General features: G+C 33.5%; 20 protein-coding genes. 11 read left to right on the plus strand and 9 right to left on the minus strand.

What is annotated here, in order from left to right:
* A partial coding sequence (locus ACQY1Q_RS05505) for a GEVED domain-containing protein (protein ID WP_431004288.1) occupies positions 1 to 2,003 on the minus strand: 2,003 nt, incomplete at its 3' end.
* A gap of 169 nt (positions 2,004 to 2,172) precedes the next feature.
* Here ACQY1Q_RS05505 and ACQY1Q_RS05510 point away from each other — a divergent pair.
* From ACQY1Q_RS05510 to ACQY1Q_RS05535, 6 genes are read left to right on the plus strand one after another with little or no spacing between them, the layout of a single operon-like run.
* The gene (locus tag ACQY1Q_RS05510; protein ID WP_431004289.1) at positions 2,173 to 3,834 is read left to right on the plus strand and encodes an ABC transporter ATP-binding protein; all 1,662 of its coding nucleotides are present in this window, start codon (positions 2,173 to 2,175) and stop codon (positions 3,832 to 3,834) included.
* A 51-nt stretch (positions 3,835 to 3,885) separates the two neighbouring features.
* Positions 3,886 to 4,902 (plus strand): sugar phosphate nucleotidyltransferase, encoded by a 1,017-nt coding sequence (locus tag ACQY1Q_RS05515; RefSeq protein ID WP_431004290.1) that lies wholly within the window; start codon positions 3,886 to 3,888, stop codon positions 4,900 to 4,902.
* A 16-nt stretch (positions 4,903 to 4,918) separates the two neighbouring features.
* Positions 4,919 to 5,878: a tetratricopeptide repeat protein gene (locus tag ACQY1Q_RS05520; RefSeq protein WP_431004291.1), complete on the plus strand. Its 960-nt coding sequence runs from the start codon at positions 4,919 to 4,921 to the stop codon at positions 5,876 to 5,878.
* A 12-nt stretch (positions 5,879 to 5,890) separates the two neighbouring features.
* A complete protein-coding gene (locus tag ACQY1Q_RS05525; protein WP_431004292.1) occupies positions 5,891 to 6,658 on the plus strand; it encodes a DUF4292 domain-containing protein in 768 nt (255 codons plus the stop codon).
* Between the two features lie 3 nt (positions 6,659 to 6,661).
* Positions 6,662 to 7,864, plus strand: coding sequence for a murein hydrolase activator EnvC family protein (locus ACQY1Q_RS05530; RefSeq protein WP_431004293.1), 1,203 nt, complete (start codon positions 6,662 to 6,664; stop codon positions 7,862 to 7,864).
* Between the two features lie 12 nt (positions 7,865 to 7,876).
* Positions 7,877 to 8,911 (plus strand): AI-2E family transporter, encoded by a 1,035-nt coding sequence (locus ACQY1Q_RS05535; protein WP_431004294.1) that lies wholly within the window; start codon positions 7,877 to 7,879, stop codon positions 8,909 to 8,911.
* Positions 8,912 to 8,916: 5 nt separating this feature from the next.
* On the opposite strand, the gene ACQY1Q_RS05540 is transcribed toward ACQY1Q_RS05535, so the two are convergent.
* Both ACQY1Q_RS05540 and ACQY1Q_RS05545 read right to left on the minus strand, forming a co-directional pair.
* Positions 8,917 to 9,429, minus strand: a complete 513-nt coding sequence (locus ACQY1Q_RS05540) for an acyl-CoA thioesterase (RefSeq protein ID WP_431004295.1) — start codon at positions 9,427 to 9,429, stop codon at positions 8,917 to 8,919.
* A gap of 60 nt (positions 9,430 to 9,489) precedes the next feature.
* Complete coding sequence (locus ACQY1Q_RS05545; RefSeq protein ID WP_431004296.1) at positions 9,490 to 10,422, minus strand: SPOR domain-containing protein; 933 nt, start codon at positions 10,420 to 10,422, stop codon at positions 9,490 to 9,492.
* Between the two features lie 69 nt (positions 10,423 to 10,491).
* Between ACQY1Q_RS05545 and dprA the strand changes: the two genes are divergently transcribed.
* Both dprA and ACQY1Q_RS05555 read left to right on the plus strand, forming a co-directional pair.
* The gene (gene dprA, locus ACQY1Q_RS05550; protein ID WP_431004297.1) at positions 10,492 to 11,589 is read left to right on the plus strand and encodes a DNA-processing protein DprA; all 1,098 of its coding nucleotides are present in this window, start codon (positions 10,492 to 10,494) and stop codon (positions 11,587 to 11,589) included.
* Positions 11,590 to 11,626: 37 nt separating this feature from the next.
* Positions 11,627 to 12,685: a hypothetical protein gene (locus ACQY1Q_RS05555; RefSeq protein ID WP_431004298.1), complete on the plus strand. Its 1,059-nt coding sequence runs from the start codon at positions 11,627 to 11,629 to the stop codon at positions 12,683 to 12,685.
* Positions 12,686 to 12,718: 33 nt separating this feature from the next.
* Here the strand turns inward: ACQY1Q_RS05555 and ACQY1Q_RS05560 are convergent, their stop codons facing one another.
* On the minus strand, positions 12,719 to 13,618 hold the full coding sequence (locus ACQY1Q_RS05560) for a transporter (RefSeq protein WP_431004299.1): 900 nt from the start codon (positions 13,616 to 13,618) through the stop codon (positions 12,719 to 12,721).
* 64 nt (positions 13,619 to 13,682) lie between these two features.
* On the minus strand, positions 13,683 to 14,543 hold the full coding sequence (locus ACQY1Q_RS05565; protein ID WP_431004300.1) for a DMT family transporter: 861 nt from the start codon (positions 14,541 to 14,543) through the stop codon (positions 13,683 to 13,685).
* A 262-nt stretch (positions 14,544 to 14,805) separates the two neighbouring features.
* Between ACQY1Q_RS05565 and ACQY1Q_RS05570 the strand changes: the two genes are divergently transcribed.
* Complete coding sequence (locus tag ACQY1Q_RS05570) at positions 14,806 to 17,538, plus strand: AAA domain-containing protein (RefSeq protein WP_431004301.1); 2,733 nt, start codon at positions 14,806 to 14,808, stop codon at positions 17,536 to 17,538.
* A 1,292-nt stretch (positions 17,539 to 18,830) separates the two neighbouring features.
* Positions 18,831 to 20,324, plus strand: a complete 1,494-nt coding sequence (locus tag ACQY1Q_RS05575) for a P-loop ATPase, Sll1717 family (RefSeq protein ID WP_431004302.1) — start codon at positions 18,831 to 18,833, stop codon at positions 20,322 to 20,324.
* A gap of 305 nt (positions 20,325 to 20,629) precedes the next feature.
* Here ACQY1Q_RS05575 and ACQY1Q_RS05580 read toward each other — a convergent pair whose 3' ends face one another.
* Positions 20,630 to 20,845, minus strand: coding sequence for a helix-turn-helix domain-containing protein (locus ACQY1Q_RS05580; RefSeq protein ID WP_431004303.1), 216 nt, complete (start codon positions 20,843 to 20,845; stop codon positions 20,630 to 20,632).
* Positions 20,846 to 20,940: 95 nt separating this feature from the next.
* On the opposite strand from ACQY1Q_RS05580, the gene ACQY1Q_RS05585 reads away from it, so the two are divergent.
* Positions 20,941 to 21,135, plus strand: coding sequence for a SymE family type I addiction module toxin (locus tag ACQY1Q_RS05585; protein ID WP_431004304.1), 195 nt, complete (start codon positions 20,941 to 20,943; stop codon positions 21,133 to 21,135).
* Between the two features lie 79 nt (positions 21,136 to 21,214).
* Here ACQY1Q_RS05585 and ACQY1Q_RS05590 read toward each other — a convergent pair whose 3' ends face one another.
* The 3 genes from ACQY1Q_RS05590 to mfd all read right to left on the minus strand — a co-directional run bounded on the left by ACQY1Q_RS05590 (position 21,215) and on the right by mfd (position 26,349).
* Positions 21,215 to 21,991 (minus strand): DUF6261 family protein, encoded by a 777-nt coding sequence (locus ACQY1Q_RS05590; protein ID WP_431004305.1) that lies wholly within the window; start codon positions 21,989 to 21,991, stop codon positions 21,215 to 21,217.
* A 323-nt stretch (positions 21,992 to 22,314) separates the two neighbouring features.
* Positions 22,315 to 22,956 (minus strand): metal-dependent hydrolase, encoded by a 642-nt coding sequence (locus tag ACQY1Q_RS05595; protein WP_431004306.1) that lies wholly within the window; start codon positions 22,954 to 22,956, stop codon positions 22,315 to 22,317.
* Between the two features lie 48 nt (positions 22,957 to 23,004).
* Complete coding sequence (mfd, locus tag ACQY1Q_RS05600) at positions 23,005 to 26,349, minus strand: transcription-repair coupling factor (RefSeq protein ID WP_431004307.1); 3,345 nt, start codon at positions 26,347 to 26,349, stop codon at positions 23,005 to 23,007.
* Positions 26,350 to 26,439 lie beyond the last annotated feature (90 nt).

Raw genomic sequence — 26,439 nt, forward strand, 5'->3', positions numbered from 1 at the left:
TTTCCTTTTGAAGCACAATATGTTACACTATTGCTTAACGTGGTTACACTTACTACATTACTTGAGCCTGACTCATTGCCGGCTGCATCTTTTGCCTTTACTGAGAAACTATATGTAGTATTCGCTGTTAAACCACTTACATTAGATGTAGTTCCTGTTACTGTGCTTATTTTTGTTGATCCTTGGTAAACATCATAACCTGTTACTCCAACATTGTCTGTAGATGCTGTCCAACTTAACGTTAAACTTGTTTGTGCTACATTAGAAGCGGTTAAACCACTTGGCGCTGTAGGAGCTTGAGTATCCGATTGAGATCCGCCAATTACTACTGTGTAATCTTCTGTCTCTCCATAGTTATAAGACCCACATGATGTTGGGATAGTATTGTAACGTAAAATTACACGCATTCTGGTTGACCCTTCTAAAGCTCCTGATGGAACTGTAAATGATCCACTTACCGGAGTGTCTTTTGACGCTGCTTTAGTCCAAACAGTCTCTCCTGAATCTGAAAAATCTCCGTCTTGGTTATAATCTATAAACACTCCATAACCTTCGTTATAAACAGTTCCTGTCCACTTTGGTGTAATGGTAATTGTATGTGAAGTTCCTTTAGCTAAATTGGCAGATAATGATGTGTGATCTGAATATCCGTTTCCGGCTCCTGAAGCATTATCTATACTACCCAACTGAACTCTTTGAATGTACTCATCAGCTACGCTGTCTCCTTTTGAAGCACAATAAGTAATCGTTACTACCGGTGTTGTAAAACTTACTGAGCTACTATATGCTGAGTTAGTTCCACCTGAACACTTGCTACGAACTTGTACTTCATATTGAGTTGATGCTGATAAACCGCTTAATGATGTTGTTGTTCCTGATACAGCATTGGTAGTCCATGTACTGGTTCCTACTTGACGATATCTAACATCATAAGTAGCTCCTGATACTGAACTCCATGAAACAGTAGCTCCTGATGAAGTTACTCCTGATACTGAAACTCCTGTCGGAACAGTAGCTGTACAAGAAGTTCCTCCTCCTGTTTTATCAGATAATGCTAAACTACGTCTTACCCCACCAGTATCTAAAACAGCACGCATTCTGTTTTTTTGACCTAATGTAAATAAGTTCATACACGTGTCATCAGAATAATCCATATAGTTTTCAACCATATCTAATGAACCACAAGAAGAATGTGTAGATGCACAACCATAATTAGCTGCATCAGATTCCGGTGTATCAGACACAAAATCATCAACACCACAACCTCCGTCACCCCAAATGTGACGTAAATTTAAAAAGTGTCCTACCTCGTGTGTTGTTGTTCTTCCTTTATCAAAAGGAGATGATAAATAAAATCCAGAACCTTTATCTGAACTTCCGAAATATTGAGGCCCCATTACTACACCATCTGTAGCAGCACTACCTCCCGGGAATTGTGCATATCCTAAGATTCCTCCTCCGATATTACATACCCACATATTTAAATATTCAGCAGTATTCCATGGATCAACACCACCTTGAGACGATTTTTTCATCGCATCGTTTGTTCCCCATGATGTTTTTGTTGATGATTTTCTGGTAATACCGTTAGTCGGATTTCCGTTTGGATCAACTTTAGCTAAATAAAACTCTATTTCAGTATCTGCAGCCTGTGACCACTTATTCGTTTTATCTGCGTTGGTTCTTCTATAATCCTCATTTAAAACTGTTATTTGCGATTGAATTTGGGCTTCGCTAATGTTTTCTTGTGAGTTACTATAAATTACGTGAACAACTACAGGAATTTGAATGATGTTACCAACTATTTTTCCTTGATAGTTTTTCATTTTTTTTACTCTTTGCTGAGTAAATTCTTCAATTTTTTGCATTCTTAGCTTTAGTGAAGGATCTTTTGATTGTCTGTATTCAAGATTATCCATTGAATGACAATTCCTTTTTTCCTGGGCAAAAGTAGCACCCACAAAAAACAAGCACAAAAGTGCCAGAGTAATTTTTTGTTTCATTTTTAGAAGGGTTTGAGTTAAAAATTTAAAAATAAATTGGTTTTTTTATTAAAATTACAACAAATATATTAATTTATAACAATAAAACAACAAAAATCTCATTAACAACACTTTAAATATAAATTTATAATTTATCTGAAAAGAGTATTTTTACCAAAAACAACAGTAAATGCTTAAGGTTAAGAACTTATCAATCTCTTTTAATAAAAATAATTATGCTCTAAAAAATGTTTCTTTTTCTCTTAAAGAAAATAAAATTTTAGGTATTGTAGGTGAAAGTGGTAGTGGAAAATCTATTAGCTCTTTGGCTATCATGGGTTTATTAACTTCTAAAGCAAAAATTGAAGGTGAAATTATATTTAAAAATCAACCTATTTTAAACTATACAGAGAAAGAACTTCAATCAATACGAGGAAAAGAAATTGCCATGATATTTCAAGAACCTATGAGTTCGTTAAACCCAACATTAACCTGTGGCTACCAAGTTGCTGAAGTTTTAAAACAACACACCTCTCTTTCATCAAAAGAAATAAAAAACGAAGTAATTGATTTATTTAAAAAAGTAAAACTTCCCAGACCTGAGCAACTTTATAATGCTTATCCTCATGAAATTAGCGGAGGACAAAAGCAACGTGTTATGATTGCCATGGCTATCGCTTGTAAACCGGCATTGTTAATTGCTGATGAACCTACCACAGCCCTTGATGTAACCGTTCAAAAAGAAATAATTCTTCTTTTAAAAGAACTTCAAAAAGAACAAGAAATGAGTATTATTTTCATTTCTCATGATCTTTCTTTAGTTTCTGAAATAGCCGATACTATTTTGGTTATGTATAAAGGAAATGTTATTGAGCAAGGAAATGCAAAAGCTGTTTTTTTACATCCTGAACAAAATTATACGAAGGCTTTAATTAACTCAAAACCTGAGCTAAACAAACGTCTAAAAAAATTACCAACCGTTACTGACTTTATCAATGATACCGTAAATAATGCAATCTATACAGATAATGAACGAAACACTTTTCATCAAAAACTATACAATACTTCTCCTTTACTGGAAGTTGTTGATTTGAAAAAAGAGTTTATTTCTAATACATCATGGTTTTCAAAACCTTCAAAAATTACAGCAGTAAATACTGTTTCCTTTAAAATTTATGAAGGAGAAACTGTTGGATTAGTTGGTGAAAGTGGCTGTGGAAAAACCACCTTAGGGCGTACAATTTTACAGTTAGAAAAAGCGACTTCCGGTCATATTTTATATAGAGGGAAAGACCTTACCAACATTTCCTCATCTGAGCTAAAAACATTAAGAAAAGAGATTCAAATTATTTTTCAAGATCCTTTTTCTTCTTTAAACCCTCGAATTCCGGTAGGAAAGACCATAATGGAACCTATGAAAGTGCATACTATACTAGCCAACAATAAAGAACGCAAAGAGTATGTTATGCATCTTTTACAAAAGGTAGGACTAGAACCGGAACATTTTTATAGATATCCTCATGAATTTTCAGGAGGGCAACGACAAAGAATAGGTATTGCCAGAACTATTGCTTTACAACCTAAGCTTATTATTTGTGATGAATCTGTTTCTGCTTTAGATGTATCTGTTCAAGCTCAAGTTCTTAACTTATTAAATCAGTTAAAATCTGAATTTAACTTCACCTATATTTTTATTTCTCATGACTTATCCGTTGTAAAATATATGTCAGATCAACTCATTGTTATGAATCAGGGTAAAATTGAAGAAATAGGTGATGCTGATACCATTTATAAATCACCTAAAACAGCATATACAAAAACACTAATAGAAGCCATTCCTAAAGGCATATAACTTTTTTCAAACATAATTTAGTGGTATATTGCACCGTTAAAAAATAGAAAAATGAAAATTATTGTTCCAATGGCCGGGATAGGTTCAAGGTTAAGACCGCATACGTTAACTGTTCCTAAGCCATTAACTGTTATTGCAGGTAAGTCAATTGTTCATCGTTTAGTAGAAAATATTGCTTCTGTAGTGAAGCAACCTATTGAAGAAATTGCTTTTGTAATTGGTCCGGCAACTAAAGGGTTTCCTTCAAATACAAAAGATACGCTTTTAAAAATAGCTTCAGATTTAGGAGCTAAAGGTAGTGTATATGTTCAGGAAGAAGCTTTAGGTACTGCTCATGCTATCTATTGTGCCAAAGAATCATTAAGTGGTCCTTGCATTGTTGCATATGCTGATACGCTTTTTAAAGCCGATTTTACGTTAGATGTTAATGCAGATGGTGCTATATGGGTAAAACAAGTAGAAGACCCTAGTGCTTTTGGTGTTGTGAAGTTGAATGAAGGAGTAATTACTGATTTTGTTGAAAAGCCAAAAGAATTTGTTTCTGACTTAGCCATTATCGGAATTTATTATTTTAAAGACGGCGATAAATTACTTACTGAAATTCAGTATTTAATTGACAATGATTTAAGAGAAAACGGAGAGTACCAAATTACTAACGTGTTAGAGTCTTTAAAACAACAAGGAGCCAAGTTTGTTCCTGGTAAAGTAGATGCTTGGATGGATTGTGGTAAAAAGGATCCTACTGTTGATACAAATAAACAAATTCTTGTTTTTGAACAAGAAGATGGAAATAATTTAGTTTCTAACGACGTTGTATTAGAGAACTCTGAAATTATACAACCTTGTTACGTAGGTAAAAACGTGGTGTTAAAAAACACAACATTGGGCCCTTATGTTTCAATTGGAGAAAATAGTGTTGTTGAAAATTCTACGATTGTTAATTCGTTGATTCAAACCAATACGCAAATATCTGATGCTTCATTAGATATGGCTATGATTGGAAATCATGTAAAGTATAACGGTAAATATACATCAGTAAGCATAGGTGATTATACAGAACTTATATAAAAAGCGCATTCTAACATTGATAGAAAGTAAAAAGAGCCCTTTATTAGCATTGGCTTTTTTTACTTTCTTCTTGTGCTTTAATGCTACAATGGTGTATGCTCAAGATAGCATTCCTCCTTCTCAAGGGATTGAAGACAAAAAAAATATTGATTTTCAAGAACATTTTTTTAGTGCTATTACCAATAAAGCGATTAACAATTACCAAAAAGCTATTGAAAGTTTAGAAAAGTGTAATCAATTAGAGCCTAACAACAAAGCTGTTCTTTTTGAACTTTCAAAAAACTATTATAAAATTGGACGATTTGTTGAAGCTATTGAATACGGAAATAGCGCTTTACTTATAGAACCTGATAACTTATGGATAGCTGAACACTTAGTTCAGGTTTATAAAAGTAGTTATGCTTTTGATAAAGCCATTAAAACTCAAAAAAACATTGCTAAAAAATACCCGAAAAAGAAACAAAACTTAGTATTTCTATATTTACAAAGCAGTAATGTTGACTCAGCAAAAATAGTGCTTAACGAATTAGAAAACGCAAAACTATTAACTCCCAGACTCAGACAATTACAAGCCAACTTAACCAAACTCAGAAAAACACCAAAAGAAAACACAGAAGTTGCCACAAAATCAACTGAGGCTAATATTGAAGAACAATTTAAAAAAGAGAAATCATTTTTTTCTTTAAAACAATTACTTACCAAACTTGATATTGATAACGACACTAAATTATTGAGCTATAGTGAAGAAGGGCTGGCTCTTTTTCCGGCACAACCTTTAGTGTATTTAATGAATGCTAAAGCCTATAATAAAATCAAAAATTATAAAAAAGCTATAGTTAGCTTACAAAATGGTATTGATTTTGTTATAGATAATCCAATTATGCAAGCCCATTTTTATAATGAGTTTGTTATAAGTTATAAAGGATTGGGTGATGTTAAAAACACCCATAAGTATCAAAAGAAGTTAAAAGAGTAATTTTTCCAATACATGAGATTATTTACATATATTGTTGTTTTTCTGCTTGTCTTTACTTCATGTAAGTCTAACAAATCTGCAGCAACTCATACAGCATTAAAAGAAATGTCTGCCAAAAAGGTGGCAAAAAAGCACGTAGCTCATAATTTTGAGGAAAAAACAATAGACGCTAAACTAAAAGTTGATTATAAAGACAATAGTGAGGGCCTTGGTTTTTCTGTTAGAATGAAAATAAAAAAAGATGAGGTAATTTGGCTTAAAGGCACTAAAATTATTACCATTTTTAAAGCTAAAATTACTCCGGATAAAGTGAGCTTTTACTCTCCTTATAAAAGAAATTATTTTGAAGGAGATTTTTCTATGCTAAAAAAATTATTAGGTACAGATATAACTTTTCAGCAACTACAAAACTTGTTACTTGGTCAAGCTATTTTTGATGTAAAATCAAATCGTCAGAATATAGAAATAAGCCAAAATTCTTATCAGTTATCACCTAAAGAACAATCGGACTTATTTAATGCTTTCTTTTATATTAACCCTAATCATTATAAGTTAGATAAACAATCTTTAGTTAACCCGGTAAAAAATCAACGTTTAGATATTTCTTATCCGGCATATTTAAATAAGAAAAACATTGTTTTTCCAAATAAAATAAACATTTTAGCAAAAGAAAATGCTAAATTTACCAATATAGACCTTACAGTTCGTTCAGTAGATTTTAACACGAATTTAGACCTTAATTTTTCAATTCCTGAAGGATATAAAGAAATACAGTTATAGCCCATGAAAAAGTTCCATTTCTGCTCAATTATAGTATGTGCCTTTTTACTCAGCCTCTCTTCTTTCTCTCAAACCAGAAAAGAGCTTGAGAAAAAGCGTTCTGAGCTTAAAAAAGAAATTGAACAGGTAAATAGCTTATTGTTTAAAACAAAAAAACAAAAAAGTAATGCCTTAGATGATTTGAAAGATTTGAATCAGAAAATAAGCATTAGAGAACGGTTAATTGAAACCATTGAGCTAGAAGCTAAAGAACTGGACAAAGAGATTAAAAAAAACAAAAAGCAACTAGATAACTATAACAAAGAATTAAAAACTCTTAAAGAGAGTTATTCTGATATGGTTGTTAAAACTCATAAAAGTAAATCTTTACAAAGTAAAACAATGTTTTTACTTTCATCTGAAAGTTTTTACCAAGCGTATAAACGTGTAAAATACATGCAACAGTATAACGATTTCAGAAAGCAACAAGGTGAAGAAATTATAGTAAAAACAAAAGAGGTTGAAAAGCTAAACGATTCTTTACTAGATCGAAAAAAAATAAAGATTCGATTGATTAGTGAAGAAAAAAGCAATAAAGAAGAAATTGAAAGTGATAAAAAAGAGCAGGAAAAACTAATTAGCACTATAAAAAACCAAGAAAGTAAGTATAAAAAAACACTTATAGATAAACAGAAAGAAGAGAAAAAAGTTGCCGCTAAAATTGACAAATTAATTAGAGAAGCCATTGCAAAATCTAATAAAGAAAAAGGAGCTAAAAAATCGGCAGAATTCTCTTTAAATGCTGAAGAAAAAGTTTTATTAGCTAATTTTGAACAAAACAAAGGAAACTTACCTTGGCCTGTAAAAGGTATTATAACCCGTAAGTTTGGGGTGCAACCTCATCCAACGTTTCCCGGTATTAACATTAACAGTACCGGACTTCATATAGCCGCTCAAGAAAACTCTGATGCCAGAAGTATTTTTAACGGAAAAGTACTGATTATTCAAAAACATTCAGACGGAAAAAGATCTGTTTACGTACAGCATGGTAACTACATTTCGGTATACAATAGCTTAGAAAATGTATATGTTAAAAAAGGAGATGCTATTAAAACAGGAGAAAAATTAGGAAGAATATTTACCGATAAAGTTACCGGAAAAACAAAACTGAGTTTTGTTTTGTATAAAAATACAACGCGTTTAAATCCTTCTGACTGGATTCAATAAAAATCAACTAAAGTGAAAAACTCAGCTAACATTATTATAACCATTGCTGCACTTATTACCGTGCTGGTTATTGGAAAAGGAATTTTAATTCCTTTTGTTTTTGCTTTAATTTTTTGGTTTTTAACCAGAGAAATACGAAAATCTGTTTACCGTATTCCTTTCGCTAAAAAATTCATTCCAAAATGGTTAAGTAATGTAATTGTATTTAGCTTAATTATTTTGAGTTTTAGCTTTGTTTCTGAAATTATTACGAATAGTATTACCGATTTAACTTCTTCTTATTCAACTTACGAATCAAATGTTGATACCATTATTAAAAAAATAGATAATTACTTTCGTGTAGATGTGGTTAGCTCAGTAAAAGTATTGGTTGGAAAGTTTGATTATGGTTCCTTTTTAGGAGATATAGCTAATGGTATCAGTAGCTTACTTGGAGATACTTTTATGATTATAATTTATGCCTTATTTTTCTTTTTAGAAGAATCGAGTTTTAAAAAGAAACTCACTAAGATGTTTGTTAATAAAGAGCAGAATTACAACAACATACAAAGCTTATTAACAAAAATTGAAAATTCAATTTCTAACTATTTACGCTTAAAAACCTATGTAAGTTTGCTTACCGGTATTTTAAGTTATTTTGTATTGCTATTTGTTGGAGTAGATAGTGCTCCTTTTTGGGCTTTTTTAATTTTCCTGTTAAACTATATTCCAACAATAGGTTCTTTAGTTGCTACTGTTTTTCCGGCAATTTTTTGTTTGTTACAATTTGGAGAGCTTACTCCGTTTTTAATTGTTTTAATTGCCGTAGGAACCATTCAGGTGATTGTTGGTAATGTTGTTGAACCAAAAGTATTTGGAAAATCGTTAAACCTGAGCCCTTTAGTTACAATTTTATCTCTTGCCATTTGGGGAAAAATATGGGGAATCACTGGTATGGTATTGAGTGTCCCCATAACGGTTATTATGATTATTATCTTTTCTCAGTTTGAAAAAACTAAATCTGTTGCTATTCTTTTATCTGAAAATGGTGATATAGACGAAATTTAGCCTTTTTAAGACAAGAATAAAGCTTTTAACTCCGTAGCATCCTTAGGATCCATTTTGCCGGCTAAAACCAAACTTAACTGCTTTCTACGTAAAGCGCCTTCATATCTTTTTTGCTCTAACTCAGTTTCCGGTTTAATTTGAGGTATCGGTACCGGCTTTCCTGTTTCATCAACAGCAACAAACGTATAAATACCTTCATTAACTTTTGTTTTTTCACCAGACTGGCGGTCTTCAATCCAAACATCAACATATACCTCCATTGAAGAAGTAAATGTACGTGATACTTTTGCTTCAATAGTAACCACACTTCCAACAGGTACCGATTTGGTAAAAGCAACATGGTTTACAGATGCTGTTACTACAATTCTACGGGAATGACGACGTGCAGCAATACTACAAGCCCTATCCATACGTGCTAATAATTCTCCTCCAAAAAGATTGTCTAAATAATTAGTTTCTCCCGGTAAAACTAAATCTGTAAGTGTAGTTAACGATTCACTTGGCGTTTTTGCTCTCATCTTAAAAAGTTTGGTGCAAAGATACGCAATGCTTCAAAAATAACTAGGGAATAGGCAAGACTACTTTTCCAGTAACCACGCGTCTTCAGAAATATTTTCTTTAATGCTTTGTAATGCTTTACGCGCTAGCTCTTTAGTTTCATAGCTTCCGTAAACCACTTGGGTAAGTCCCCAAGAATTTTCACCAATAATACGAGCTTCGAATCCTTGATTTTTTAATTCCTTAACTTTTTTATACGCATTTTCTACTTCCTGAAAAGCTCCGGCAACAATATGAAAGTTTCTAGTTTCTTCTTTTGTTACTTTTAAATTAATAGTTGGTAAAGGATTATCTATAACAAATGTTGCAGATTGAATTTTCTTTTCTACCAATTTTTCTTGATCTGCAATAATATCTTGTTGCTTTTGATTTTGAACCGTATTCCAACCCGTATATAAAACTCCGGCTACCGCTGCAGCAACAGCTACTCTTTTTACAGCTATTGGAATTACTCTTTTGGTTGCTTCCTGTTCTTCAGCTATTGGTACAACTTTTACTTCTTCATTAGCTCTTTTTACTTCTGAAGCAGCCGCTTCCGCTAATCCGAAAGACTCTAATAAGAAATTACTTTTCTCATTAGGCTCAAAAATTAACTTATAATCTTCATTTAACGTTAAAGTACCCACTTTAGCTACCGTTAACGATGATGATTCTAACTGTTTTTTCCAGTTAGCAACTTCGTCAGCTATTTTTTCTGTGGCCTCTTCAAATGTTATTTTTTCTGCTGAAGCGATGTAGTTTGCCAACAATCCGTCATTATGCTGTAAATACGCATTAAAAGTAAGTTGTTTTTTAGGCGGATAAATAGCATTGGTGTTTTCATCAACCTTTGCCCCAATTTTATTGGTTACAAATCCCCCAAAATTAGGAACAATTACGCAGTCGTATCTATATAATAAATCGTTAATGTAGTTGGCTAATCTCATAGCAACAAAACTAACAATTTTCAGCAACCATTTCCATTTTTAGGCGCAATACTTATTAACACTTTTTTTGTATATTGAAAATCAATTTTTTGCACTATGAAACAAGAAAAACTACTGGCCATTCTTAGGCTTCAGGCTACAAAAAACATTGGTGATGTACTTGCTAAAAAGCTTATTTCTGCTACCGGAAGTCCGGAACAAATTTTTAAAGAGTCCATAACCAGCTTAACTAAAATTCCGGGAATAGGAACACATACCTTACAACATCTTTTTGATGAAAACACCTATAAAAAAGCAGCAACGGAATTACAATTTATAGAAGACAACAACTATCAATACGCTTATTTCTTAGACTCTGATTATCCTAAAAATTTAAAGCAGTGCCTGGACGCTCCTATATTGATTTTTAGTGACGGAAATATCAACTTAACTACTCCGCGTATTCTCTCAGTGGTAGGTACACGCACCATAACAAACTACGGAAAAGATTTTTGTAATCAACTTATTGAAGAGCTTGCTCCGTATAACCCTATTATTGTAAGCGGATTTGCTTATGGGGTTGATATTTACGCTCATAAAGCAGCCATAAAAAACAAGTTGCAAACAATTGCTGTTCTGGCTCATGGTCTGGAAGAAATATACCCGAAAACTCATAAAAAATATATTCATGAAGTTATGAGTAACGGAGGGTTTATGACCGAGTTTTGGCATCATGAGCAACCGATGCGGGAAAATTTTTTAAAACGAAATCGAATTGTTGCCGGACTTTCACAAGCCACCATAGTAATTGAATCTGCAGAAAAAGGAGGCTCTTTAGTTACTGCTGATATAGCAAATTCTTACAATAGAGATGTTTTTGCTTTAGCCGGAAGAGCCAACGATATTTACAGTACCGGTTGTAATAATTTAATAAAAAACAACGCGGCTCATTTACTAAGTTCTGCTAATGATATTGTGCATATGCTTAATTGGGACATTCCTCAGCCTGCCGTTGTTAAACAAACAGCACTTTTTGTTGACTTAGATGAGCAAGAACAAAACATATACAATTACCTTGTTAAAAACGGAAAACAGCTTTTTGATGTTATTGCTTTAGAATGTACAATTCCTGTATATCAACTCTCTTCAATTTTAATTCAAATGGAATTAAAAGGAGTGATTAAACCTTTACCCGGAAAAATGTTTGAGGTATAACTTTAATCATTTACTTTTGAAATAAAAGTCCCTGTATATGCCCATCGAAGAAAAATTAATGTCGCAAAAGAAGCCCGCTTTTCCTGTTACTGATCAACTAAATGATTATTTAATTGAAAACAGCAGGAATATTAAAATTCCTATATTTTATGATGATTTACTTAGGTTTCAGGGTTCTATTGTTGTCTATGACAAAAATGATGAAGATACCTTATGGGTAAGAACTTATTACTCTGAGTTTGAAAGAGCAGAAATAGATTTAAGCTTAAAAAAAGTATATACCATTTTACATTCTAATGGAAATGAAGACACAATTCCGTACCTGAATGTAGATGCTATTGACTATTGTACTTTTGGAAATTCAAAACCTTTCCGAATCAAAGTCCGTAATATTTTAAACGATAATTACACGTATTTTTATATTAAAAAAACAGATGCTTCTCGTATTTACGGATTAGAGTTAGAGCACATTTTATCTCCTTACAACCTTAACTTTTTAGTATATAAAGATACCTTAATTGAAGAGCATATTGCCGGTATTCCGGGAGATGATTTTATTCGTGATTTTTTACCAAAGTGTACCGAATCTGAAAAAGCTCAAATAGCTAAAGAGTTTGTTAAGTTTAATGAGCGTTGTATGATTCGTTTATTGGGAGACATGCGTTCTTACAATTATGTAATTGTTCCTACCCACGACTTTGATCACGTGGTATATAAAATTCGGGCTATTGATTTTGATCAGCAATCATTTGAGGGCAAGTTTAAAGTATATTATCCTCAGTTTTTCAAAGAAAATTTTCCAATGGTTACCCTTGTCGGGCAAAAGCTTCAGGAGGCTTCTATAAACCAATATAAAATTGAAGAACGCTCTATTGTTGCCAAGCGGATTTTAAGTTCGGAAAGTAGAATAAATCAACTTATTTCTTGTATGAAAAATGATGTTATTTCTACTTCAAAAAATGTTGAATTATTAAAGCATCAAATATTTGATTTTACGAAAGATATTCAATTTAAAAAATGTGCAACTATGGGAGAAATTTTAGAGTGTGCACTAGAATTCGTAAAACGCAATTATGAAAATATGAGAGTTAAATAAAAACGGGATGAAAAAATCATCCCGTTTTTATACCTAGTTTTTGTACACTAATCCTACTGAAAAACCTCTTTCATTACCAAAATTTCGTCCGTCTAAGTTAACTCCGTATCCGGCAGTAACTCCAAAATTTTGCTTATAAACAGGCACATAAACATCAAAAGATAAGTTGGTGTAATCTACTTCAGTTTGCGATAATGCTGTTGGACCTCCGTTAGCTCCAAACGCTGCAGAACCAATATCATATCCGGACGTAGAATCTTGAATTCCTAATTTTGTGTGAGCATAAAACCATTGGTTATAATACCCTAACTTAAAGCTATACAATAAAGCATTAGGGATGTCAAAATCGGCATTACTTCTAATACTGAATCCTGTTTGCGCTTCAATAAACAAATTAAAGTTAGTCGTATACTGTAAAACAGCAATTCCGTCTACCGCTGTGGCTTTGTTACCAATAGATAAAATACCGTTTCCTTCATAATCGCTCATTGGAAAGCTTATACCGGCAGCACCGCCAAGAGAAAACTTAGAACCATCAGTAAAATTTCTTTCAAATGCTCTTGCTTTTAAAAATAAAGATAAGTCCTGAAGTCCGCTTTGTTTGCTTTGTTTATGAACAGGATCTAAATTACCCTCATCACTTTTAACAGAAACATACGGAAACGATACGACAGCAGATAACCAATTGTTAATTCCATAATCTGCATAAACACCAATAATAGAAGAAGAAATTTCACCTAAATTAGCCGGGTTTCCGTCAGATAATGTTTCACCCATATAAAACTTATCGTAACTTTTAGAAACGTAATTTACGGCAACGGTAAATTTATTTTTCTCAGGATAAAAGCCTGTTATGGCTGTTTGTGCAGTTATTAAAGTTGGAAAACAAAATAACATAGCAATTCCTACAAAGGATTTTTTAAGTGTAAGCATAGTCTGTTTAGTTTTTAGTTTACCCGTTTTTAGACGAGCCCTTAACTAACCACTTACAGAAAAGTTATTTATTTTTACTTCGAATGCTTTCTATAACCACCGTTGCTAAAATTAAACTTCCGCCAATAAATGTATGCATGGTAGGTATTTCACTTAAAAATAAAAAAGCTAAAATAATACCGAATATAGGTTGAACACTGCTAAGAATACTTGCTGTTGATGCCGTAAAAAACTGTAAGGAATGTACCATTAAACTATGTCCGATAGCGGTGGTTAGTAACGCTAAAAGCAATAGGTATGGCAACTGACTTTGAAACCCTGAAATGTCCATAAAAAATAGGGTAGGAAACAGGCAAACGGCTATTACTATGGTTTGATATAGCATTAACAACACCCCGTTGTATTGTAGTACGTATTGTTTTAAAATTAAAATTCTAATGGCATAACACAAAGCAGAAAACAACCCGAATAAAATTCCTTGTACGCTTGAGCTTTCTATATTAAAATCAGGAGATAAAATATACAGCCCTAACAAAACGAGAAGTCCTAAAACAATATGAATGGGGTTGAACTTTGTTTTTAAAAAAACAGGCTCTAAAAACGCTATCAGTACAGGAAATGTGTATAACGACAACATCCCTATGGCTACATTAGAAAGTTTTAGTGCATAAAAATAAGTAACCCAATGTGCTGCCATAAAAACACCTCCGATAAAAAACGGAAAGTAATGTTTTGTCGATTTAACACGAAGGTCTATTTTTCGGTATTTACAAAAAAGGTACAGGAATACTGCAGCAAAGGCAGAGCGAAACCAAATGATTATTTCCGAAGGCATTGCAATGTATCTTCCCAAAACTCCTGATGTACTTATAAAAAGAGTGGCAAGTAATAAACCTGCAATGTTTTTTAAATGGTTTTGCTGCATTTATGTTTCTTTTACTCATCAAAAGTAACAAAGTTTTTATGGTTTTGTTATTCATCTGTACAACAAATTTCCGTCTTTAAAAACAAGTCCGTCACTGCAAAGCAAACACTTTTGCTGTGGCAGTCTCTTTTTATCGGGAGATTACTTCACTCGTTGCTACTCCTTCGTAATAACCGAAAAGAAATTTGTAGTACACTCCATTATTTATCCTGTAGTTTTGTTTTTGAAATTTTGCGTAAGTTAGCTACTCTTATAAATTACTATGATTTCAAATTATATTTCGTATTTCCATAAATGTTATCAGGCAGATAATAAGGAAGCCGGAGTTCTTAACTTTTTCTCTTCTAAATACGAGCAACAGTTAATTATTAAAAATGAAGAAGAATTAATAAACAACCTGTATCCTATACAGTTTTTACCTGAAAAACAAGCGGTTTCCTGTTTACAAACATTAGCTCTTTTTGAAAATGATAAAGAGTTATGGTACGGCAGTTTTTTTTGTTTAGGTAAACGAAATAATTTTAAAAAACAGCATGTTTCCATAGCGGCTCCTTTGTTTTTATACAAGGCTGATATTGAAAAAATAGAGGAGGATTATTTTATAAAAATAGATCATGCATCCAGACAGCTTAATATTGCCTTTTGCAAAAGCTTACTATACACAACATCTTTTGATGAATTTTACAGGGCTGTTGAACCTCTTTTAGATAACGAACCGTACACTAATTTTGAGTTTGCCAATCAATTTAAAAGAATCGTAGAGGAGCATATAGAAAATCTAAATTTCGATTCAGATTATCTACTGTACCCAAAACTTAAAAACCAATCCTATTTAAAAAAACAGCTTCAAAACATTGAGCAATCAGAAGTGTTTACACTTGTTACGGCTTCCGGTATCTTTATTTCCAGTAAAGCCAACAATAGCAATTCGGTAGTGAATGAACTGGAATTTTTAAGTGAAAAACAAGAGTATTCAAAAGGATTGCAGGCTTTTTTTTCAATAAAAACGCCCGAAAAATCAATCATAAAAAACCCGGTTAAAATTCCTTTACTACTAAATGCTTCACAAGAGCGTGTGGTACAAAATGCTTCTAAGTATGAAAAATCTGTAATTTTCGGACCACCGGGAACGGGTAAAACCTATACAATTAATGCCATTGCTCAAGACTATGTAAGCAAAGGAAAAAGTGTTTTAATTGTTACCAAAACAGAACAAGCTTTACACGTAATTTCTGATAAGCTAATGAGTTCTAAAATTGGTAATTTTGCCATAAAAGTAGGAGGGAACTACTATAAAAGAACGCTGTTAGCTAAACTTAAAAAAATTAGCAATGGTTATTATTATCGTCATAACCATAAAAATGAAGCGCGTATAGCTACCAAAGAACAAGATACTTTATTTACAATCTTAAAAACCCTTGAAAGAGAGTTTATTGAAAAAACGGAAAAAGAAATTGAGCGTATTGAAAAGCTGTTATCAGATACGTTTATACACAGAACCGTATCTAAGCTAGACATTCATTTTATTCGTGTTTTTGAACAGATTGAATGGAGAATCATAGAAAAATACTTTAAAACCCTAACGTTATTTGAAAAGAAGGCAGATGAGGCTTTGTTAAAAAACCTCATCAGTACACTTATTTCCTATACGCATACCGAGCTACAAAAACTGGTAACTCTTACCAACATTTTTCAAACAACTGAAAAATCACTTATTAATCAGCAATTACAAGCCTTAGATGCAAAACCTTTGACTCATTTTTTACCGGTTTGGTTGGTAAAAATTGATGAAATTGCTACTTGTTTACCCTTGCAAAAAGATTTGTTTGATATTGCCATTGTTGATGAAGCTACGCAATGTGATATTGCTTCTTGTTTGCCTGTTTTTCAAAGAGCTAAAAAAATTGTAGTGGCCGGTGATACCAACCAATTACGTCATATTAGCTTTTTGTCGAAAGCTCAAATGCACCGTTTTCAGCAACAACATCAAATTAAGGATGTTATCCGTTTTGATTTCCGAAAAAAGAGTTTATTAGATTTTACCCTAGAGCATACTGCCGGAGGTAATCAAATTGTGTTATTGGATGAGCATTACCGCTCTTTACCCGATATTATTCGTTTTAGTAATCAGCAATTTTACGGAGAGGCTTTACGTGTAATGACGCAAACTCCGCTTACTGTAGATAAAAAAGCCGTTTTTTTACATAAAATTGAAGGGCATCAAGATGAAAACGGAACAAATACTGAAGAAGCTATTCATATCATAAAACACGTACAACAAATTATTACTAAAGAGCAGTCTCTTCATAAAAGTTTGGCAAGCAGTATTGGTGTTTTATCTCCTTTTAGGCAGCAAACTAACTATTTAACGAAGCTTCTTAAAGAATCTTTTGATTTAGAAACCATTAAAAAACATCGAATTAAATTAGGTACTCCTTACCATTTTCAGGGAGAAGAACGAGATATTATGCTCCTGTCTATGGTTGTTAGTAAACATTCTCATTTTGCCAGTATTAACTATTTGAATAAAGAAGATGTTTTTAATGTGGCTATTACTCGTGCCAGGCATGAACAGCATATTTTTTACGCTATCGATTCTAAATCATTACAAGAAACATCTTTGTTACGAACCTATTTACGTTCTTTTGAATATACCCCGACTCCGTTAAACAATTCATTACCGGAAGAAGATACTTTTAGCAAGGAAATTCAAGCCTTTTTAAAGCCTTTTAAGCTAACTATTCACGTTGGATATACAATTGCCGGGTTAAGCATTGATTTGTTAGTAGAAAACAACCATAACTATTTGGGTATTGACTTAATAGGATATCCGGGAAGTTTTACCGCTGCTTTTGATATTGAACGGTACCGAATTTTACATCGTGTAGGCATTCAAATTGTACCCGTTTCTTTCCTATCATGGGTATATCATAAAGAGGAAGTAAAAAAGCAACTTACAAAAATGATGGCTCCTTTGTTGAAAGAGCCGAAATGACACAGTGGAAAAGCCAAAGAACAAACCCTCAAAAAACGCACAGTCATTTCGAAGGAGTGCTAACGACTGAGAAATATCATGTAGTTTAAAATATACTCTTCGTTAGATGTGAGATTTCTCCCTAAAGCCTGTCTTGAGCGACAGTCGAAAGAGTCGAAATGACTGGGAAAAGCAAAAGAACAAACCCAAAAAAAACGTACAGTCATTTCGAAGGAGTGATAACGACTGAGAAATCTGTAAAAGAGTCCCAAACATCAAAAGAGATTTCTCCCTAAAGCCTGCCTTGAGCAACAGTCGAAAGGGTTGAAATGACTGGGAAAAGCAAAAGAACAAACTCTCAAAAAACGCGCAGTCATTTCGAAGGAGTGATAACGACTGAGAAATCTGTAAAAGAGTACAAAACATCAAAAGAGATTTCTCCCTAAAGCCTGCCTTGAGCGACAGTCGAAAGGGTTGAAATGACTGGGAAAAGCAAAAGAACAAACCCTCAAAAAACGCACAGTCATTTCGAAGGTGTGATAACAACTGAGAAATCTGTAAAAGAGTACTAAATAGCATCAGAACTAACCGAAAGATTTCTCCCTTGAGCCTGTCTTGAGCGACAGTCGAAAGAGTCGAAATGACGCAGTCGAAAAGTCAAAAGAACTTGAAAAGTTTAAAACCAATAACAATAGTCCTGTTAACTAACAACTGTTTATTGATTATTGAAAACCTTCACAGCCTCGCTGGCACGACTTCCAGAAGCCCCGAAACCTTCCCAGCCTCGCTGGCACGACTTCCAGAAACCCCGAAACCTTCCCAGCCGCGCTGGCATGACTTTCAGAAACGCCGAAAGCTTCCCAACCACGCTGGCATGACTTCCAGAAGTGCCGAAACCTTCCCAGCCTCGCTGGCATGACTTCCAGAAACCCCGAAACCTTCCCAGCCTCACTGGCACAACTCCCAGAAACCCCGAAAGCTTCCCAGCCACGCTGGCATGACTTCCAGAAGTGCCGAAAGCTTCCTGACGTCTTCAGTACCATTTCAGGAACTGCCGGATGCTTCTTTATACGAGTTGCTTTAAAGATTATTCAATAAAACCGTGCTTTATATCCCAAAAAACTACCTGTTTACGGATTCCCGTAAGGAAATCTGCATTTTATTGGTTAGGTTCGTCAGCGTTTAATACACGGGAACTAAAAATTGTTAGATATTAACTTCTTTTAGTTTCCTTTTATATAAATAAACAGGTATATAAAGAGCGCAAGGCTTTTATACTGTTGTTGGATCTAAATTAATAAAAACACTGAACTATGAAGAAAATTGAAACAATAAAAACTATTGGTGGTATTGATGCTGATACTGATGATTTGTTAATGCAATGTTTTCAAAATCACACCTCTTATAATGAAATAAAGAAATTAGAAAAGTATATTGTTTTAGGTAGGAAGGGAACAGGAAAGACCGCTATTTTTAAAAGGTTTTTAAATCAAAAAGACTATGACTATTTTTGTTTCGGTCATACTTTTTCTGATTATCCCTGGCATTATCACGATAAGCAAGCTAAAATTGGAGTTCCTGATTTTGACAAGTTTACTCATAGTTGGAAATATTTGATATTATTAAGCCTTTCAAAAATCCTATTAAATCAAGATCAAAGTTTACCTTTTGATAATAATTCCCTCGAAATGTTATCCAAAATTGAAAGCTTTATTATTGACTCTTATGGTTCAAGAGACCCAGATGTAACACAAATATTTACTCCATCAAAAAAACTAAAAGTCAGTAAGAATCTTAAAGTTGATTTAGGAATACTTAAAGGAGGTATAACATCAGAAGGAGTTCCTATGGAACATTTGCCGACTATTATTCAAGAAGTTAATCTAAATCTGACTGAATATGTAATCGGTAGTTTAAATCCAAAAAATCAATATCATATCTTATTTGACCAATTGGATTTAGGATTTGACCCAACAAATTCCGAGTATTATAATCGAGTAATTGGTTTACTACTTGCGGCGAAAGATATAAATCGAATAGCAAAGGAAAAAGGAAAAAAGATGTCTGTAATTGTATTTCTGCGAGATGATATTTATAATTCATTAAAATTTGAGGATAAAAACAAATTGACCCAAGCTTCGGCAACTATCATAGAATGGGACATTCCAGGAAGCCATACCTTAAAAGAATTAATGGAAAGACGCCTAACTCAGGTTTTAAAAGAGAATGATGACGAAGAAGTTAAATGGGAAGATATTTTTGATGAAACCCAATTAATGACAGGAAAACAGTCAAAGTATAACTATATTACAGACAGGACTTTTCTTCGTCCAAGAGACGCAATTCAATTTTGTAATGAGATTATAAAGGCCCATAAATTAAATCAAGAAAAGGAAAATTTAATAAATAATAAAGACATCAATGATGCAAAGGCAGAATACAGCAAATATTTTCTTGATGAGTTAGATGATGAAATCCACAAACACATTCCTAAATATGAAAATATTCTGGAAGTTATTAAAAGCATTGGATATCACCAATTTGATATGGGAGACTTTAATACTGCAATTGAAAAAAAGAAATATCTATTTGCTGGCGATATAAACTCATATGAGTCGCTTAAGAATTTATTTGAGTTTTCAATAATTGGTTATTATAAAGCAGGTGGAAGTGGTTACGGCGGTTCAGAATATATATTTAAATATAAAAATACAAGAAGCCAATTTGAAGAGGGAGCTAAAACATATAGAGTTCATCCCGGATTGATTGATTTTCTAGGATTGAAAAGAGCTACCAAACCAAGGTAATAACTAAGACTAGTTTTTAAACAAAAAATTTAAATTTAATCCCATAACAACAGTTATACAAATACGTTGTGCGTACTTATGACAAGTGCAATTCAGGGCTACACAACGGCTATCTAAAGAAGTTCAAAAAGGAATTAAAAACTATATATCAAAATCTAATACTGCTGATAAAATAATGTTTCAAAATGTAACCTTCGCGCTTATTTAACACTAATAGAAGAATCTTATCAGGAGAATTTATCGGAAATATTATATAATAAATTAGAAAAACTAGAATTGACCAAAAGCTTGGAAACACAACTTTCTTAGAAATCTATAAGGCTTTTTAACGAAGTTTCCAAAGCCTTAGCAATTTCTAAAAGTGAATAAATAGTTGGATTAACTTTTCCGTTTTCTAATTTCTCAATCGCTTGTCTATCCTTATTACAAGCACGAGCCAAATCTGATTGATTCCAACCCTTCTGACTTCTTAATTCAACAATACGCTGACCTATTTTCTTTTTAAGTTGTTCTTTGTTCACAAAACAAATGTCAATTAATTATACGACAATTTTGTCATATTAAAATTTGACAATTGGGTTTTATTTTATAGCTTTGTCATACAACAATATGACGATTGGATAAGCCAAGGAAATTAAAAATCTACAAAAAATTCCAGCCTCGAGAATGGAAATATATTCCTGTTCCTGAAATTCGACTTGAGGGAAAGTGGTTAAAAGAACTTGGATTTGAAATCGGAAAAGAAATTGAAATCAAACAACAAAAGAATAAACTAACTATTACGCTAACCGATAAAAAAACACCACTATAAAAAGTGGTGTTTGTCTTGAAAAATGGTTAACTAAATTTTTATAACTCAGTATTTGAGTTCTTATAATGTTACTAAATAATTAATTTGTGTCTGTGTTTGTATCGGTATCAGAATCTGCGGTTGGCGTTTCTGTACTGCTATTGGTGTTTCTTAAAACTGCTGCATTGTACTGGTCTGTTAAGGTATTCCATTCATTAGCAACTGTTGTAAAAAGAGCGGCATTGGCTTGCTCATCTTCCATAGCAATGGTACCGCGAGCTATAAACAGCTCTTTTAAAACTTTAAATTCGGTTATAGCACGCAAACGCATTTCTGCTATTAAGCCTTCTTGTTCTGTAGATAGGTCTTGCGCTCGTAATACATACTTTTCATTAAAACTATTGTTAAGCTCTTTTAAATGGGCTACCCATTCGGTTAAACCCAGTAGGGCTACCTCAGCGGCTAAATCGGTTTCTAAATCATTAATAATAGCGTATAGCGTAGCGGTTTCTTCTTGATAACGCAATAGCTGAACATCTGAACCGTAGGTTGCTATTTTATCGGCAATTAAAAAGGCGGCATTTTTTAAGGCTTCGTTGTAATGATTGCTTGCCCATGCGGTTACCGTTAGTTTTAACCCTACAAAACTGGCATCGCGTTGTGCGTCTAGCTCAGCTATTTGAGGGGTTAATTCACTTCCTTTGCTTTGTTGCCAATTGGGCGTAAATCCTGCCATGGTAGTAGCTAAAGCAGCACGATGGCTTTGTACTTGTAAGGTGGTGGCTCTTTCTTCTGTGAGTACTTCAAGTACATTGTTTATGTATTGAACTAAATCTCCTTTACGGTATTTTTCAAAAATAGGTGTGGTAATTTTCATAGAATATAATTTTACTTTTTCAAGACACCGTAAAGTACTTATTATTGTTTGAATAACAGTGCTTTATTTTTTGTGATCTTTGCAAATAGGTGATAGTTGAATGTTAGATGTTAGATGTTAGATGTTAGAAAGATAAAGGCGAAAAATTCAAAGTCAAAAGAACAAACCTTCAAAAAAAAACACGGTCATTTCGAAGGAGTGATAACGACTGAGAAATCTCATGTAGTTTAAAATATACTCTTCGCTAGATGTGAGATTTCTCCCTAAGGGTCGAAATGACGCAGTGGAAAAGCCAAAAGAATAAACGTTCAAAAAACGTATAACTATTCCTGTTTTTTTGAAAAAATCTTTTTTAGTGTAAAGGTACTTAGCATGTATAAACCTGCCGGAATTCCTATCCAAATAAGCTCGCTAAAAATAACCTTAAGCCCCCAATGACTAAAAAATTTACTGGCGCCAATAGGAGAGACCTGTATAGGACGCCACGGAAAGAAATATCGTGTAGTATCAAAAGGAGCAAAAAAAGCAACTCCCAAGCCTCCGTTGGTTAACGCATCTAAAACTCCGTGAGAGATAGTACACAACGTAAAAAAGAAAATATACAACCATCCTTCACGGGTACCGAAACTTTTTCTGTAAAAGAGTAGGGTAACGGCTATTCCTAACAGTAATGCAAATACTATGGAGTGTGAAAATCCTCTATGCCCCCAAAGGCTATGGTATTTAATTCCAAACTGAAAACCAATTACATCTGCATCAGGTAACATGGCACAAATAGCACCTAAAATCCAAAACTTTTTACTCACTAAGCGAGATTTAAATGTTTTGGATTTTACTTTAATTGTTTTTAAATCGCTTTCTTTGATTACCTCATCGGTTTGCCTAGGTGATTGACCTTGCATGTTTTTTTTAAAACTGGTTCCTAAGGCTATTGCCGCCAATGCATGTCCGAATATTGATGCCATGTTTTATGCTTTATAAATTCTTAATTACCAACCGTAACTAATGGTATTTTAAACGGCTTGTAAGGTTGTTAATGCCTTATGTACACTGTCTATTTTAATAAATGTAATGAGTAAACGTAATCCGTTTTTGGTTTGTTTTTCTTTCATTACACAGCTTTTCGGGTTTTTCTGAACGTATTGTAGCATTTTGGTAAAGGCTTCTGTTTGGTAAAAATTACTTTGCTGATCCGATACAAAATAACCAATCATTCGTTTTTGTTTTAACACTACTTTTTCTAAACCTAAGGCTTTTGCTAACCACTTAATACGAACGCTATCTAACAAATCAGCTACTTGGGTAGGGTATTCACCAAAACGGTCTATAATTTCACTTTCAAAAACCTGCAATTCTTCTTCTGTAGCCACTTCTGAAAGTTTGTTATATAATACCAAACGTTCACTTACCGAGTTTACATAATCGTCCGGAAATAAGATTTCAAAATCGGTATCTATTTGTACTTCTTTTACATACTCTTTCGGTCCTTTTTCTTCTGAATTGTATAAGTCTTTAAACTCATTTTCTTTCAGTTCTTCAATGGCTTCCTGTAGTATTTTTTGGTAGGCATCAAACCCAATATCATTAATAAATCCGCTTTGTTCACCCCCTAATAAATCACCGGCTCCACGAATCTCCAAATCTTTCATGGCAATATTTAAACCGCTTCCTAAATCTGAGAACATTTCTAAAGCTTGAATTCGTTTACGGGCATCATCTGTCATGTGATGATACGGTGGTGTAATAAAATAACAGAAAGCTTTTTTGTTAGAACGTCCTACACGCCCTCGCATTTGGTGCAGGTCAGACAATCCGAAGTTATTTGCATTGTTGATAAAAATGGTATTGGCATTCGGCACATCCAATCCGCTTTCAATAATGGTAGTTGAAACTAATACGTCGAACTCATTATTCATAAAGCCTAACATAAGATCTTCTAACTTTTTTCCTTCCATTTGCCCGTGTCCGATTCCTATTTTAGCATCAGGTACCAGACGTTGTACCAATCCGGCAACTTCTTTTATATTTTCTATACGGTTATGAATAAAGAATACTTGTCCTCCTCTGGAAATTTCATACGAAATCGCATCGCGAATGGTTTCTTCATTAAAACGAATTACGTTGGTTTCTATAGGATGGCGGTTAGGTGGCGGTGTTTTAATTACCGATAGGTCTCTTGCCGCCATTAAACTGAATTGCAAAGTTCTTGGAATAGGTGTAGCAGTTAAGGTTAAGGTATCTACATTTTCTTTAATGGTTTTCAGTTTGTCTTTAGCTGCTACCCCAAACTTTTGCTCTTCATCAATAACTAGCAAGCCTAAATCTTTAAAAGAAATATTCTTATTAGTCAGCTGATGGGTTCCGATAATAATATCTACGCTTCCGTTTGCTACGCCTTCTAATATCTCTTTTCGCTGTTTTGCGCTTCTAAAACGGTTTAAATAGTCTATGGTAACCGGAAAGTCTTTTAAGCGCTTAGAAAAGGTTTTAAAGTGCTGAAACGCCAAAATAGTAGTTGGCACCAACACGGCTACTTGTTTTCCGTTATCTACTGCTTTAAATGCGGCTCTGATGGCTACCTCCGTTTTTCCGAAACCAACATCTCCACAAACCAATCGGTCCATGGGCTGTTCTTTTTCCATATCGGTTTTTACGTCTTGAGTAGCCGTAAACTGATCTGGGGTGTCTTCATATAAAAAGCTGGCTTCTAATTCATGTTGCATGTGTGTATCATGACCAAAGGCGAATCCTCTTTCCAGTTTTCTTTTAGCGTATAGCTGAATTAAGTTAAAGGCAATTTCTTTAACACGTGTTTTGGTTTTCTGCTTAATCTTTTTCCAAGCATTAGAACCCAGTTTGTATATTTTGGGTACTTTACCATCACGTCCGTTAAACTTTGATATTTTGTGTAGTGAGTGTATGCTTACATACAGTATATCTCTGTCGCCATAAATAAGTTTAATGGCTTCTTGCTTTTTTCCTTCTACATCAATCTTTTGCAATCCGCCAAACTTTCCAACTCCGTGATCTATATGGGTAACATAGTCACCTACTTCTAACTTGGTAAGTTCTTGAAGGGTAATAGATTGTTTTTTGGCATAGCCGTTTTTTAGTCGGAATTTATGATAGCGTTCAAAAATCTGATGGTCTGTATAACACACTATTTTTTCATCTTCATCAATAAATCCTTGATGTAAGGAAAATACTATGGTTTCATAATGCACCTCTGTTTCAGCATCATCAAAAATATCTTTAAAACGCTGGGCTTGCTTGTCGTTTGCACAGAATATATAGTTGGTAAAGCCTTTTTTGTGGTTTTCGTTTAGGTTTTCAATTAACAAATTGAATTGTTTGTTAAACGATGGTTGTGGTTTTACGTGAAACAATACATCTTTTTCCGGATTTTCATCTTTTAATTCAGAACGAAAGGTGAGTTCTGCAAGCGTAAATTCCTGTAATTGTTGGTGTATTTCTGCTCCGTTACAAAACAGTTGTTGAGGTTCTGAATGTTTGACTTCTTTAGATAGTTGACTAAAAGCGATTTCTGCTTTTTCGTACAGTTGATCTAATTGCGCACTTATATGAGCGGTATTAGTAGCAAATACTACTGTGTTGGACGCTATGTATTTTAAAAAACTTTCGCGGGTTTCTTGCAATGCCTTATTTTCTACATTAGGCATAATGCTTATTTTTTTCAGTTTTTCTTTTGATAACTGCGTTTCTACGTCAAAGGTTCTAATACTGTCTACCTCATCACCAAAAAACTCAATACGATAGGGTTCATCATTAGAAAAAGAAAATACGTCAATGATTCCTCCACGTACAGAAAATTCCCCTGGCTCCGTTACAAAATCTACCCGTTTAAAATGGTATTCAAACAGTACTTCATTGACAAAATCGGGCGATACTTGCTCGTTTACCGATACTTTAAGCGTGTTTTTTTCCAGCTCTTTTTTGGTTACTACTTTTTCAAAAAGGGCCGTAGGGTAGGTAACAATTACTGCCGGTTTTTTACGTGAATTAATACGGTTAAGTACTTCCGATCTTAGTAATACGTTGGCATTGTCGGTTTCTTCCAATTGGTAAGGGCGACGGTAGGAACCGGGATAAAACAACACATTTTTATCGCTTAACAGTTGTTCTAAATCGTTTAAATAATAGGCCGCTTCTTCTTTATCGTTACAGATAATCAAATAGGGCTTATGAGCCTGTTTAAAAGTTTCAGACACCACAAAAGACAACGAAGAACCCACCAAATTCGTAATTTGAAATTGGTTGCGTTCTTGTTGTAGCTGCTCAACAATCTTCGTTACCTTACCTGATTGTTGGTAATGATTTACAATGGTTTGCTTGCTCAACGTATTAAATTTTACGCAAATATAAGAGTATTGTTTTTTGTAGGAGTGTTTATCTAGAACTAGATTGTTTTCTAAAACCGAAATAGTAAA

It is taken from the genome of Tenacibaculum sp. TC6 (assembly GCF_050606265.1).
GTDB lineage: Bacteria > Bacteroidota > Bacteroidia > Flavobacteriales > Flavobacteriaceae > Polaribacter.

Excerpts from the sequence above, each read along its gene's own strand:
- ACQY1Q_RS05555 (WP_431004298.1), top strand. The coding sequence starts at position 11,627 with ATGCCCATCGAAGAAAAATTAATGTCGCAAAAGAAGCCCGCTTTTCCT.
- ACQY1Q_RS05570 (WP_431004301.1), top strand. The coding sequence starts at position 14,806 with ATGATTTCAAATTATATTTCGTATTTCCATAAATGTTATCAGGCAGAT.
- ACQY1Q_RS05595 (WP_431004306.1), bottom strand. The coding sequence starts at position 22,956 with ATGGCATCAATATTCGGACATGCATTGGCGGCAATAGCCTTAGGAACC.
- ACQY1Q_RS05510 (WP_431004289.1), top strand. The coding sequence starts at position 2,173 with ATGCTTAAGGTTAAGAACTTATCAATCTCTTTTAATAAAAATAATTAT.
- ACQY1Q_RS05575 (WP_431004302.1), top strand. The coding sequence starts at position 18,831 with ATGAAGAAAATTGAAACAATAAAAACTATTGGTGGTATTGATGCTGAT.
- ACQY1Q_RS05530 (WP_431004293.1), top strand. The coding sequence starts at position 6,662 with ATGAAAAAGTTCCATTTCTGCTCAATTATAGTATGTGCCTTTTTACTC.
- ACQY1Q_RS05515 (WP_431004290.1), top strand. The coding sequence starts at position 3,886 with ATGAAAATTATTGTTCCAATGGCCGGGATAGGTTCAAGGTTAAGACCG.
- ACQY1Q_RS05590 (WP_431004305.1), bottom strand. The coding sequence starts at position 21,991 with ATGAAAATTACCACACCTATTTTTGAAAAATACCGTAAAGGAGATTTA.
- ACQY1Q_RS05540 (WP_431004295.1), bottom strand. The coding sequence starts at position 9,429 with ATGAGAGCAAAAACGCCAAGTGAATCGTTAACTACACTTACAGATTTA.
- ACQY1Q_RS05565 (WP_431004300.1), bottom strand. The coding sequence starts at position 14,543 with ATGCAGCAAAACCATTTAAAAAACATTGCAGGTTTATTACTTGCCACT.
- ACQY1Q_RS05560 (WP_431004299.1), bottom strand. The coding sequence starts at position 13,618 with ATGCTTACACTTAAAAAATCCTTTGTAGGAATTGCTATGTTATTTTGT.
- ACQY1Q_RS05525 (WP_431004292.1), top strand. The coding sequence starts at position 5,891 with ATGAGATTATTTACATATATTGTTGTTTTTCTGCTTGTCTTTACTTCA.
- dprA (WP_431004297.1), top strand. The coding sequence starts at position 10,492 with ATGAAACAAGAAAAACTACTGGCCATTCTTAGGCTTCAGGCTACAAAA.